The sequence below is a fragment of the Streptomyces sp. NPDC004561 genome, from assembly GCF_053602155.1.
Map to the genome: position 1 here is coordinate 1 of NZ_JBSGDB010000020.1, position 11,759 is coordinate 11,759.

The window sequence follows — 11,759 nt, forward strand, 5'->3', positions numbered from 1 at the left end:
GGCCGAGGAACGGCAGGAGAAGGAAGGGGAAGGCCAGGCCGCCGACCAGCGCGCCCACGTAGTCGGCCGCGAACAGGTCGGCCGCCCTTCTCAGGGCACAGGTGGCGCAAGACCCTGTTCAGACCCTCCGCCACCGCTCGCCCGCAGGCCATCGGAGGCGGGCCGATCGGGTGACGCACCGGACTCCTCGGGCCCTAACCACGTCGGTCCGTGTCCTCTGCCGTGCCGGGCTCGGCCATCGAGCGGTGCACTGCGGCCTTGACGCTGTCCAGCAGGACCTTGTTCGCCAGGCCCTGGGCCCTGGTCTCCAGGGAGCCGGTGACCTGCTTGCGCCGGCCGTGCACGATCGCCTCGAAGGCCTGCCGGGCGACCTCGGCCGCATCGTCCTTCTCCGAGGCGCCGACCTTGGTGTCGCCCATGTCCGCGCGCCGGAAGAAGTCGGTGTCCGTCGGCCCGGGCATGAACGCGGTGACGGTGACCCCCGTGTCCTTCACCTTCTCCTGACGCGCCTCGGCGAAGGACTGCGCGAAGGACTTCGAGGCGTTGTAGACCGGCTGGAAGGCTCCCGGCATGGTCGCCGCGATGGAGGACGTGAACGCCAGCCGGCCCACACCGCGCCCGAGCATGTCGCGCAGCAGCGGCTTCGCGAGCCGTACGGTGGAGGTCACGTTCAGATCGATCACCGAGAGGTCGTCGGCCAGGTCGGTGTCCGCGAAGGCGCCGCCCTGTCCCACCCCGGCGTTGAGCACCGCGACGTCGATCTCCAGACCGGTCGTGGCGGCGACCAGCCGGTCCACGCCCCCGCCTCCCTGAGGTCGGCCCGTACGGTACGGACCTGGGCGCCCGTCTCGCGCATCTCCTGCGCGGCGTGCTCCAGGCGGTCGTCCTCCGCGTTGATCAGCACGTCGTAGCCGTGCTCGGCGAACTGCCCGGCCAGTGCGTGTCCGATGCCGCCGGAGGCCCCGGTCGCCAGGGCGAGCGGCCTGTCATCGTTCATGCGATCCGAAGTAACCAGTGGCGCCTCGGCCCGACCGTGCGGGGCGCCGGCGGTTTCCGCGGGTGGACGCGGCCTGCTCCTGGCCGGAGTGCGGGGTGCGCGGAACTGCGGACGTTGGGGCCCCAGTTGATGTGGCAAGCTTTGGCCAACCGTTTTCGGGACCGAGGCCGTGACGGTCGTCGAGAGGAGCCCAGCGTGACACAGGACGGCTTCCAGGCCGTGCACATCGACACCAGCAGGCCGCATCCCGCGCGGATCTACGACTACCTCCTGGGCGGCAAGGACAACTACGAGGTGGACCAGCGGGCGGGCGACGAGCTGGCGGCCGCGGCGCCCGAGGCGCGGATCGGCGTGCGGGCGAACCGCGCCTTCCTGCGCCGGGCCGTGCGGTACGTCGTCGGCAGCGGGGTCCGCCAGATCCTGGACGTCGGCGCCGGGCTGCCCACCTCGCCGAACGTGCACGAGGTCGCCCAGGAGGCGGCGCCCGACGTGCGCGTCGCCTACATCGACAACGACCCGATCGTGGCCGCCCACGGCAACGCGCTGCTCAGCCGTTCTGGCACGACCAGCATCGTCCTCGGCGACCTGCGCGAACCGCGGTCCATCGTGGACCACCCCGATGTCCGCAAGGTCATCGACTTCGACCAGCCGGTCGCCCTGCTCCTCGTCGCCATCCTGCACTTCCTCACCGACTCAGAGCAGCCCGCGCGGATCGTCTCCGCCCTGCGCGACGCGCTGCCCGCCGGCAGCTACCTGGTGCTCTCGCACGCCACGGGCGACTTCGCCGACCGCAGCGCGGCGCAGGCCGTCTACAACAACGCCACCGCCAGCCTGAACCTCCGGTCCCGCGCCGAGGTGGAACGGTTCTTCGACGGCTTCGAACTCATCGACCCCGGTCTGGCCCAGGTCCCGTTCTGGCGCCCGGACACCACGCCACCGCCCCGGTCCGGCGAGATCGGCTTCTACGGCGGCGTGGCGCGCAGGACCGCCTGAGAACACCGCACGGCACCGAGAACGTCGGCCGCCAGCCGCGCTCCGGGCAGCGAGCCAGGAGCGCTGCCCCGAGCACCGGCCGTCGCCCACCCGTTGGCCGGTGGCCCGGCTCAGCAGTCGTCCGCGATGGTGGGCCGGCCGGCGGTCATGCGCCCGTCTTCCCGACCTCCGCGCGTCGGAGAACCGGCCCCCTGCGCGCACACAGGTACCCAAGGCGCACCGTGGTCCGCGGCATCCGCTTGGTGCGGTTCGCGCGATGGTGCCACTCTAGGTGGAGAGGTGTCCGACGAGGGGAAACCTGGAGGGCCGATGGGACGAGACGTCCCGGCGCTCGTCTTCACCCGAGAGGACCGCCGCCGGTACCGGATCAAGATGCAGGAATGCCTCGACGCGTTCGCCAAGATGCTGCGCGAGGCACGCTTCGAGTCCGAGCGGCCGCAGGTGGGCCTGGAGATCGAGCTGAATCTGGTGGACGACGGCGCCGAGCCGGCCATGCGCAACAGCGATGTGCTGGAGGCCATCTCCGACCCGGCCTGGTCCACCGAGCTGGGCCGGTTCAACCTGGAGATCAACGTGCCTCCCCGGCGGCTGATCGCGGGCGGTCCCGACGCCTGGGAGTCCGAGATCCGCGCCGCGCTCAACCACGCGGACGAGCGCGCCCGGTCGGTCGGCACCCGGCTGATCATGGTCGGCATCCTGCCCACCCTGCGCCAGGAGGACATCGGCGAGGACACGCTCTCGGAGAACCCCCGCTACCGGCTGCTCAACGACCAGGTCTTCGCGGCCCGGGGCGAGGACCTGCACATCGAGGTGGACGGCGACGACCGGCTGCGCACCTACGCGGACACGATCACCCCGGAGGCCGCGTGCACCAGCACGCAGTTCCATCTGCAGGTGTCCCCGGAGGAGTTCGCCGGGTACTGGAACGCGGCGCAGGCGATCGCCGGTGTGCAGGTCGGGCTGGCGGCGAACTCGCCCTTCCTGTTCGACAAGGAGCTGTGGCACGAGACGCGCATCCCGCTGTTCGAGCAGGCCACCGACACCCGCCCGCAGGAGATCAAGGTGCAGGGCGTACGGCCCCGGGTGTGGTTCGGGGAGCGGTGGATCAACAGCGTCTTCGACCTGTTCGAGGAGAACCTGCGCTACTTCCCGGCCCTCCTGCCCCTGTGCGACGAGCAGGACCCCGGGGAGACGCTGGACAGCGGCGACGTCCCCGAACTCGGTGAACTCACCCTGCACAACGGCACGATCTACCGCTGGAACCGCCCCGTCTACGCCGTCGCCAACGACCGTCCGCACATCCGTGTGGAGAACCGGGTGCTGCCCGCCGGCCCGACCGTCGCCGACACCCTGGCCAACGGCGCCTTCTACTACGGCCTCACCCGGGCCCTGGTGGAGGAGGACCGGCCGGTGTGGTCGCGGATGTCCTTCAAGGCCGCCGAGGAGAACCTGCACACCGCGGCCCGGCACGGCATCGAGGCGAGGCTGTACTGGCCCGGGATGGGCGAGGTGCCGGTGCCGGAACTGGTCCTGCGCCGGCTGCTGCCGCTCGCCCACCGCGGTCTGGAGCTCTCCGGGATGGACGAGGCGTGGCGGGAGCCGCTGCTCGGGGTCATCGAGCAGCGCTGCGTGGCCGGCCGCAACGGGGCGGTGTGGCAGAAGGAGATGTTCCACCACATCGCCGACACCACGCGCGCCGGCCGGCACGAGGCGCTGCGCCGGATGACGCAGGTGTACATCGACTACATGCACCTCAACGCCCCGGTGCACACCTGGCCGGTCGACTGACCCGGTTCGCTCAGCTCCCCGCCGCGGCCCCGCATGTGGGGCCGCCGAAGGCGGGGTATGAAGGCAGGGGTGCCGTCTCCCAGTCTGCGGCGTACTTGCGCAGGAGCAGGTCCGCCGTCGCGGCGAGGGCCGGGCAGTCGTCCAGGGTGCGGGCCATCTCCCAGCGGTGGCACAGGAGCTGACGCACCATCGGCGCCGGGCGCCGGGTCCGGTGCATCGGTTTGTCCGGCGCCGTGTGCGGCAGCAGGCGCACGGTCACGTCGACGCTCCACACGGCCACCGCCCGGCGCATTCCGGCCTCCCAGACGAGGTCGTCGGCCAGTTCGGGGTACGCCCTCACCACCTCGGCGCGGTACGCCTGTTCGGTCTCCCGCGCCAGTTCCTCGGGAAGCCTGAAGACGCACCAGCAGCTGGAGAAGGGCATCCGGGAGTAGGCGGCCGTCAGGAACACCGACTGGAAGCAGGATCCCTCGAAGTCGATCAGCCGGAGGCCGTCGGAGGTGAGGAGGTTGTTGTCGGGGCAGGTGTCCCCCGGCGTGAAGGCGGGGTACCGCTCCCCGCCCGCCGTTCCGATCCGGGCCAGTTCCGCGGCCAGTCCGGGAGGCGCGGTGATCCCCGCCCCGGTGAGCGCGGGGATCAGCGCGGCGGCGTTCTGCTCGGCCCAGGGCTCGTCCTGCCAGCTGGACGCGCCCGCTTCGTACCGGGCCGTCAGCCGCCTGAACTCGGCCTGACCGCCGATCGATCCGACGGCCAGCCGCCCCAGGGCGCGGGCCCAGGCCAGCAGGCCCTCCGCGGCGGCCTTCGGGTCGTCCGCGAGCAGCACGTCGGCCAGCGTCGGCGCGGCGCCCAGGTCCTCCATCACCAGCAGCGGTACGGCCGGGTCCGCGCCCAGCAGTTCCGGGGTCCGGTGCAGGGTGAGTCCCGCGGCCTCGGAGGTGAAGGAGCGCAGGGCTTCCGGCTCGCGGGTGTACGACTTGACGATCACGCTGCCACCGGCGGCCGTCCGGCAGCGCAGCACCGTGCTGCGCCGGCTGCCTCCGAGGTCGACCGGGTCGGACAGTTCGGTGCCCAGCAGGTCGCCGGCGACGCGCAAGGAGAGATCCACTCCGGCATCCTGCCACCGGGACCCGGGTGGCGCAGCCGGGTTTCCGGCTCCCCAGCCGACAGGCCGTCGGGCAGCGGATCAGGGTCCCCCCGCCGGACGGGCAGGGCCGCCTCACCGCACCGGACCGCACTCGTCGACCAGCACGGTCGGCTCCGCCAGGAACACCTCCCGGTCCACCGGGCCGTAAGCGACGTTGAACGTGTCGAGCCAGTACGACCAGTCCGCCATCCCGGCGGCGCTGCTGAACCGGTAGTTGAGCCGCCACCGCACCCACTGGCCCGGCCGCAGCCGCACCGCCGGCGGTCTGCGCGGCCGGGGCGGCAGCCCGAACAGCGGCTCCACGCGGGCCAGTACCCGGAGGGTGTCCTCCCCTTGGCGCAGGCTCAGAGCGAGGTCCCGCAATTCCGCCCGGCTCTCCCTGGGCACGAAGTCGTCGCGCTCGGCCGCTCGTACGACATGCGCGAGGGGCAACGGTGCCGGAGGGAGCGGGAATCCGGCCGGTACGGCGTTGCGGCGAGCGGCGGCCGCCCCGCCCCTCGACCGTTTCGTCCAGGACGTCCTGACCCACTGGACGGTGATCTCCACGGTGCCCGTCCTCCCCCGCTTCTCCCGGCTGCCTGCTACGCGTGCGCGCCGGCCGAGCGCTCCTCCGGCGCCCCCGGGCAGCGCGGCGCGTCGGGCAGATGGTCCTTGGCCCACTGCGCGAGTTCCTGGAGCGCCGGCTCCAGCGCGGCCCCGGCCTCGGTGAGGCGGTAGGAGACGCGCAGCGGCGGGCCCTCGTCGACCTCGCGCACGACGAGGCCGGCCGCGCCGAGTTCCGCGAGCCGGTCGGACAGCATGCGCTCACTGATCCCGGGAACGGCCCGGCGGAGGTCGGCGAAATACGCGGGGCGCTCCACCAGGACGGACACGATCGGGCCGCTCCACCGCTTTCCGAGCAACTGGAAGACGCGGGTGATCCCGTCGTCCACCCGCTTGCATGCCGCGCTGTCGTGGTTCAGCTCCTCCGTCATGCACCAAGGGTACTACCACGACGTAGGGGGGTGAAAAAAAGTAAGTCCCTGTGTTAGACATAGTTGAGTACGAAACGTCAGCTCCACCCGTTCCGGTGCGGGCCGACCCATCCCTTTTTCTGGAGAGACCCCCATGGCCACTCTGCTGCACATCGACTCCTCCGTGTTCCCGGCCGAGGCGTCGGCCTCGCGCGCCGTGACCGAGGCCTTCCGCGCCCACTGGCTGGAGCAGCACCCGGAGGGCACGGTCATCCACCGTGACCTGGCGGCGCAGCCCGTCCCGCACATCACCGCCGACGCCCACACCGCCGGCTTCGCCGATCCCGCCTCCCACACGCCGGAGCAGGCCGCCGCCTTCGCCGCGCGCGTCCGGCTGGTCGAGGAGCTGGAGCAGGCCGACGCGGTGCTGATCGGCGCACCGATGTACAACTTCTCGATCCCCTCGACGCTGAAGGCCTGGCTGGACAACGTGGTCCTCATCGGCCGCACCGCGGGCGAGACCCAGTCCAAGAAGGGCACCCCGGTGACCGTCGTCGCCAGCCGGGGCGGCGCGTACGGCCCGGGCACCCCGCGCGAGGGGTACGAGTACGTGCAGAACTACCTCGAGGTCATCCTCGCCGACACCCTCGGCCTGGACCTCGACTTCATCGTCCCGGAACTGACCATGGCCCCGTACAACCCGGCGATGGCCGAGCTGGTCCCGCTGTACGAGGCCTCCCGTGAGCGCGCCCTGGAGGAGGCGGCCACGAAGGCCAAGGAGCTCGCGCGGCGCCTCGCGGCCTGAGGCGGCGGGCCCCGCGAAGTGCGCAGGACCCACCCTTCGCGGGGCCGGTACCGCACCACCCGCACGCCGGCGCCTAGCGTGGTGGCATGCGTGTCGACTATTCACCGGAATCCCTGGGGTCCCGGTCGTTCTACCGTCTGCTGACGGCCGTCGTGGTCCCGCGGCCGATCGCGTGGGTCTCGACCCTCACGCCGGACGGGACGGCGAACCTGGCCCCTACCAGGTTCCGAGGAAAGCGATGACGGTCTGGCCGGCACGCTGACGTGCCTACAGGACGGTTGGCCTCGGTGCCTCGACGACACTCCTATCCGCCTCTCTGACCCCCTGGCTCACCTGCTGCACCGGCTCGCCGAGGAACAGCCCCGGCACGGCTGGATCGCGAACACCCCCAGCGACTGGCTCTTCCCGGGAATCCGGCTGGGCACCCACCGCTCCTCTGGCCCCCTTTCACGCGCACTGGCCGCCCACGGCATCCCGGTCCGGCCTTCGCGCGCGACCGCGCTGATCCAGCTCGCCGACGACATGCCGTCCGCCGCACTCGGCCCGCTTCTGGGCATGCACGTCATCACGGCGCAAGCTTGGCGCCGCCGCACGGGTACAGACTGGACTGCCTACATCCAGGCCTGTATGTCCACCCGGGACAGTGGCGCACCGGTGCCGGCCGCCGCCCACCGCGAGGCCGCCCCACCAAGCATCGGGTGACAAACCATCAGTGTCCGGACTTTGTCAGAGCCTCAGAAGGGCGGCTCGTCGGACCACAGGTGTGTCGTCGGCACGAGCGGTGGCGAGGGGCTCGTGCGCTGGAAGACGGCCAGGGCCTCCTCGACACGGCCGAGGTCGACAAGGTAGTTGGCCAGGTCGTGGCTGTTCCTGCGGTCGTGCTGCTGGAGGACGGTAACGGCTTCCTGGGTGCGCCCGGCATCGGCGAGAATGCGGGCGATGTGCTCCGCCGCGTACCAGGTGGTGCCTTCGGGGTGAGCCCGACCCCGTTCAACCGCCTCGTCGACCCCGCTGCACGCGGCGATCAGAGGCAGCCGCATCCAGATCAGCTCCCACCCGTCCTCGCCCCCGCGCCGGGCGGCGAGTGCGCCAAGAAGGGCACCACCTCTGCCGGGGTTGGCCGGCGGTACACCGGCACCTCCGGGAAGATCGACAACTGTCAGATCGGGGTGTTCGCCGCCTACGCGACCGGTCATGGACATGCCTTGATGGACCGGGAGTTGCATCTGCCGAAAGCCTGGACTCGGGACCGGGAACGGTACCGGGCGGCGAAGATCCCCGACGAGCGGGAGTTCGCGACGAAGGGCGAGCTCGCGAAGGCGATCGTCATCCGCTGTCTGGCCGCCGGGCTGCCCGCTGCGTGGGTGACGGCGGACGAGGCACACGGCCAGGGGTGGAAGTTTCGGCGTCTGCTCGAGGAACTCGGCGTCGGCCGGGCTGAACCGGGAGGTCCACGTCGCCTCACGCGACACCTACGGCTACCGCCGTGTCCACGCCGGACTGACCCTAGGAATGAGGTGGAGCAGCGCCTCGTCCCCCACCATCGTGAACACGTCCGGACCGGCGAACGCGCACTGCGCAAGCAGCATTCGGCGCGGAATTCCACCGCCATACCCGCTGACCAGAGGTCACGAATCTCCACGATTACACTGCAGCGGCGGCCGGTCACGTATACGCGGCCGGCTGCCGCACCATGCCGCCGCGTCCGCGACCCGACAGGGCGCGAGGCCCCCTGGGCAACACCCGACGTGCCGGCCGGAACGTCGCCACAGGCACAGGAGAGCCAGAGATGAGCATGCCCGAGTCATTGAGACTGCGGCGGGAAGTGTCCCCGGTGGAGTTGTTTTACGACCTCGTCTTCGTCTTCGCGGTCTCCCAGCTCTCCCACCACCTCCTGGAACACCTCACTTGGCGAGGCGCCGCGGAGACCGCCGTACTACTGGTCGCCGTCTTCGGCACCTGGGTCTACACCAGCTACGTGGCCACGCTGCTCGACGTCCACCGTGACGTCACCCGGTGGATGGTGGTCATCGTCATGGGCCTGGGGCTGTTCATGAACTCCGCGATTCCCCGCGCCTTCGGGGAACGGGCCTGGGTCTTCGTCGTAGCGCTGCTGCTGATCCTGTTCTTCGTCTGTGCCGTGACCGCCGTGGCCGGCCGAACCGACACGCTGCGCGAGCACTTCCGCCGCACCCTGATCTGGATCTCGGCCTCCGCCCCGCTGTGGATCGTCGGAGCCGTCGTGGGCTCCGGGCCCCGCCTGTGGTGGTGGGCCGCTGCCGCCCTGATCGACCTCACCGGCACCTGGCTGGCGCACCCGCTGCCCGGCCGCTCCCTCAGCAGCCAGGAACTCCCCTTCGACGCCGATCACATGATCGAACGCCTCCGGCTGTTCTTCATCATCATCCTCGGTGAAACCGTCCTCACCACGGGCACCGCCATGGCCAACGCCCCTGTCGACGTGTCCAGTGTGCTCACGGCCATCGGCGCGTTCACCGCTCTGGTCTGTCTGTGGGCGGTGTACTTCGGCGGCGCCGAGGACGCCTTCACCACTGCCGTCGCCACCACCACCGATCCCTTGCGGTCAGTCCGGATGGGCACGAACGGCGCCTACGCCGTACTTGCCGCCCTGGTTGCCCTCGCTGTCGGCAGCGAACTCGCCATCGTCCACCCCCTCGGCCACGGCTCCCTCGCCCTTGCCTTCCTCCTTTTCGGCGCCCCAGCGCTCTATCTCGCCGCCACCGCCTGGTTCTTCCGTACCACCGCCCATGGAGCCTGGACCGAACGGCTCCTCGCCTGCGCCGCCTGCCTGGCGGCCGGCATCGCCGCGATCTGGCTGCCCGCGCTCGCCTCCCTCGCCATCCTCGACATCATCCTCATCGCGACCGCCACCGCCCTCTCGCACGTCCACGAGAATCTGACACGCTCCCTGAATGCCACCCCCGAAACCTGACGCCCGGCCAGGACCGGCGCGACATGACCCGGCCCCATGGCTCGCGGAGGCGGTCGACAAGGGTCCGGCGGCTGTCCGTCAGATCGCCCACCGGGTGCGGTTCCGCGTTGCCGCCCGCCGTCCGCGCGGTGTCGTCTTCCGAGAGCCGGGCCGCGCTCGGGGGCTTCGAACGGGCGGTTGAGACAGCTGACGTGCAGGGGCTGCCCGACTTCCTCGCACCGGATGCCGTCGCCCTGAGCGACGGCGGGGGCATCAAGCACGCCGTGCCGCAGGCCACCGTGGGGCCCGGAAGGCGGGCCGCCTGCCGGTCGCTGGTGTGAGGGTGCGGGTCCCGTGGCGGCACTGGAGGCGGTGCAGGTCAACGGTCGATCCGCGATAAGCGTGTGGATCGACGGGGAGATCGGCCTGGCCGTGGCCATGCGGGTCGAGGACGGATTCATCACCGACATCTACTCCGTGCACAACCCCGCGAAGAAGCTCACGCGCATCGAGCGGGAAACGGCTGCGAGCCGCTGAGGCCAGTCCGCCTGCCCGACGGGTCATCCCCCGCCCGGCAGCGGTGCCCGAGGGCCGGGCCGGACCTTAGAGGTCGTTCTCTCCCATTGTTTTATCCCGAGATACGGATTTGATCCGGTGATGTCGGGGCGCGCCAGCAGGAGCCGTGGATGGGCTCAGTCCTCTGACGGAACGGCAAGTTGATGGTCGGTAGCCCAGGAAGCGAGGATACGCAGCCGGTCGTGGGTGGGGGTGCCGATGGCGGCGGTCCAGATGACGAGCTGCTGCTCCGCGTCGGTGCTGGCCGTGAGCGTGTCCCAGTCGAGGGACAGTTCACCGACCACGGGGTGGTTGAGTTTCTTGGATCCGACGGCGCGGGTGGCCACGTGGTGGGCGGCCCACCACTGGCGGAAGTGGGGGTCGTGGACGGACAGTTCGCCGACGAGCGCGGTGAGGCGGGGGTCGTCAGGGTTCTTGGCGGCCTCCATGCGCAACTGGGCTACGGCCGTACGGGCGACGTTCTCCCAGTCGGCGTACAGCGTGCGCATGGCCGGGTCGGTGAGGAGGATCCGGAGGAAGTTGCGGTGCTTCTCGGGAATCGTCGCAAAGTCCGTGATGAGGGCGGCCGCGAGCTTGTTCCAGGCGATGATGTCCCCGCGCCGTCCGAGGACGATGGCGGGTGTGGCGCTGAGGTCGTCCAGCAGTCGCTGGAGCTGCGGCTGGACCTTCTGCCGGGCGCGATTGCGGGGGCGCGGGGTCTGCTTCCCGGCGAGACCGAAGAGGTAGGTGCGCTGGTCGTCGTCGAGGTGCAGGGCCTGGGCCAGAGCGATCAGAACCGCGGTGGACGGCTGGAGGCGACCCTGCTCCAGCCGGGTGTAATAGTCGGTGGAGATCGCGGTGAGCTGAGCCACCTCTTCGCGACGCAGGCCCGCTACGCGGCGCGGCCGTGGCGGGTCGGGAAGGCCGACGGTGCGGGGGCCGAGTTCGGCCCGGCGGGCCTTGAGGAACTCGCCCAGCTCGTTCAGATGCGCGTCAGGGCTCATGAAGTCAGTCTCGCATCGCCGTTCCCGCACGAGGGGGGGAGAGTTTCTTCCCAGGATGACTCTCTCCCATGAAAAGACCCTCCCCTTTTCCTTCTCCAAAGTCGGCGTGAGGATTGCGCATGCGGCTGTCGGAAAGACAGAGCGTCCATTCTTCGGATGGAAAGTCCGAGGGGGGGTCGTTGTGCGGCCACCAGCCTCCAAAGAGCGCGGCCGATCCCGGAAAGGGTGCCCGCTCTGCATGATTCGACCCTTTGGAGAGCACGACATGGCACAGGGACCCTCCGCCGCGCAGAAGGCCATCGGTGACATCACGCCCAAGCTCGCGGACCTCACCGACGAGATGCTTTTCGGCGACGTGTGGGAGCGCACCGAACTGTCCTCGTGCGACCGCAGCCTGATCACCGTCACCGCGCTGATCTCCCTCTACCGCGTCGACCAGCTCGGCTTACGCTTCCAGCGCGCCCTGCAGAACGGGCTGACCGAGGAGGAGCGCCCCGACCGCGGTCGGGGCAAGGGCATCGACCGCCGGGCGCCGGCGGTCGGCCACCAGGGCGTGGCGACCGGGCGGCGTACCGAGCAGGTCCGTGA

12 protein-coding genes and 3 pseudogenes are annotated in these 11,759 nt (G+C 70.7%); 9 read left to right on the forward strand and 6 right to left on the reverse strand.

Annotated features, from left to right (window positions below; translation table 11 throughout):
- Positions 1-194: 194 nt before the first annotated feature.
- Positions 195-997, reverse strand: a pseudogene (locus ACWEN3_RS04665) (SDR family NAD(P)-dependent oxidoreductase).
- Positions 998-1,192: 195 nt separating this feature from the next.
- Between ACWEN3_RS04665 and ACWEN3_RS04670 the strand changes: the two are divergent.
- Entirely contained in the window at positions 1,193-1,990 is a 798-nt protein-coding gene (locus ACWEN3_RS04670; protein WP_452965626.1) for an SAM-dependent methyltransferase, read from the forward strand.
- 309 nt (positions 1,991-2,299) lie between these two features.
- Positions 2,300-3,778 carry a glutamate--cysteine ligase gene (locus tag ACWEN3_RS04675; protein ID WP_452965629.1) on the forward strand — a complete coding sequence of 493 codons (1,479 nt, stop codon included), beginning with the start codon at positions 2,300-2,302 and terminating at the stop codon, positions 3,776-3,778.
- A gap of 10 nt (positions 3,779-3,788) precedes the next feature.
- Here ACWEN3_RS04675 and ACWEN3_RS04680 read toward each other — a convergent pair whose 3' ends face one another.
- The 3 genes from ACWEN3_RS04680 to ACWEN3_RS04690 all read right to left on the reverse strand — a co-directional run bounded on the left by ACWEN3_RS04680 (position 3,789) and on the right by ACWEN3_RS04690 (position 5,896).
- Positions 3,789-4,883, reverse strand: coding sequence for a hypothetical protein (locus ACWEN3_RS04680; protein ID WP_452965631.1), 1,095 nt, complete (start codon positions 4,881-4,883; stop codon positions 3,789-3,791).
- Between the two features lie 111 nt (positions 4,884-4,994).
- Positions 4,995-5,468 carry a hypothetical protein gene (locus ACWEN3_RS04685; RefSeq protein WP_452965634.1) on the reverse strand — a complete coding sequence of 158 codons (474 nt, stop codon included), beginning with the start codon at positions 5,466-5,468 and terminating at the stop codon, positions 4,995-4,997.
- A 35-nt stretch (positions 5,469-5,503) separates the two neighbouring features.
- Positions 5,504-5,896, reverse strand: coding sequence for a winged helix-turn-helix transcriptional regulator (locus ACWEN3_RS04690; protein ID WP_452965636.1), 393 nt, complete (start codon positions 5,894-5,896; stop codon positions 5,504-5,506).
- A gap of 133 nt (positions 5,897-6,029) precedes the next feature.
- Between ACWEN3_RS04690 and ACWEN3_RS04695 the strand changes: the two genes are divergently transcribed.
- Both ACWEN3_RS04695 and ACWEN3_RS04700 read left to right on the forward strand, forming a co-directional pair.
- The gene (locus ACWEN3_RS04695; protein ID WP_452965638.1) at positions 6,030-6,680 is read left to right on the forward strand and encodes an FMN-dependent NADH-azoreductase; all 651 of its coding nucleotides are present in this window, start codon (positions 6,030-6,032) and stop codon (positions 6,678-6,680) included.
- An 86-nt stretch (positions 6,681-6,766) separates the two neighbouring features.
- Positions 6,767-6,907: pseudogene (locus ACWEN3_RS04700) on the forward strand (flavin reductase family protein); the annotation flags it as partial.
- Between the two features lie 507 nt (positions 6,908-7,414).
- Here ACWEN3_RS04700 and ACWEN3_RS04705 read toward each other — a convergent pair.
- Positions 7,415-7,720: a hypothetical protein gene (locus ACWEN3_RS04705; protein ID WP_452965725.1), complete on the reverse strand. Its 306-nt coding sequence runs from the start codon at positions 7,718-7,720 to the stop codon at positions 7,415-7,417.
- 51 nt (positions 7,721-7,771) lie between these two features.
- On the opposite strand from ACWEN3_RS04705, the pseudogene ACWEN3_RS04710 reads away from it, so the two are divergent.
- The 4 genes and pseudogenes from ACWEN3_RS04710 to ACWEN3_RS04725 form a co-directional block, all read left to right on the forward strand.
- Positions 7,772-8,110: pseudogene (locus tag ACWEN3_RS04710) on the forward strand (transposase); the annotation flags it as partial.
- A gap of 359 nt (positions 8,111-8,469) precedes the next feature.
- Positions 8,470-9,633, forward strand: a complete 1,164-nt coding sequence (locus tag ACWEN3_RS04715) for a low temperature requirement protein A (protein ID WP_452965640.1) — start codon at positions 8,470-8,472, stop codon at positions 9,631-9,633.
- 191 nt (positions 9,634-9,824) lie between these two features.
- Positions 9,825-9,953: a hypothetical protein gene (locus tag ACWEN3_RS04720; RefSeq protein ID WP_452965643.1), complete on the forward strand. Its 129-nt coding sequence runs from the start codon at positions 9,825-9,827 to the stop codon at positions 9,951-9,953.
- A gap of 13 nt (positions 9,954-9,966) precedes the next feature.
- Complete coding sequence (locus tag ACWEN3_RS04725) at positions 9,967-10,149, forward strand: hypothetical protein (RefSeq protein WP_452965646.1); 183 nt, start codon at positions 9,967-9,969, stop codon at positions 10,147-10,149.
- Between the two features lie 155 nt (positions 10,150-10,304).
- On the opposite strand, the gene ACWEN3_RS04730 is transcribed toward ACWEN3_RS04725, so the two are convergent.
- Positions 10,305-11,171 (reverse strand): helix-turn-helix domain-containing protein, encoded by an 867-nt coding sequence (locus ACWEN3_RS04730; RefSeq protein ID WP_452965649.1) that lies wholly within the window; start codon positions 11,169-11,171, stop codon positions 10,305-10,307.
- Positions 11,172-11,436: 265 nt separating this feature from the next.
- Here ACWEN3_RS04730 and ACWEN3_RS04735 point away from each other — a divergent pair.
- Positions 11,437-11,759 (forward strand): carboxymuconolactone decarboxylase family protein (locus ACWEN3_RS04735; protein ID WP_452965652.1); only part of this gene is annotated, 323 nt, incomplete at its 3' end.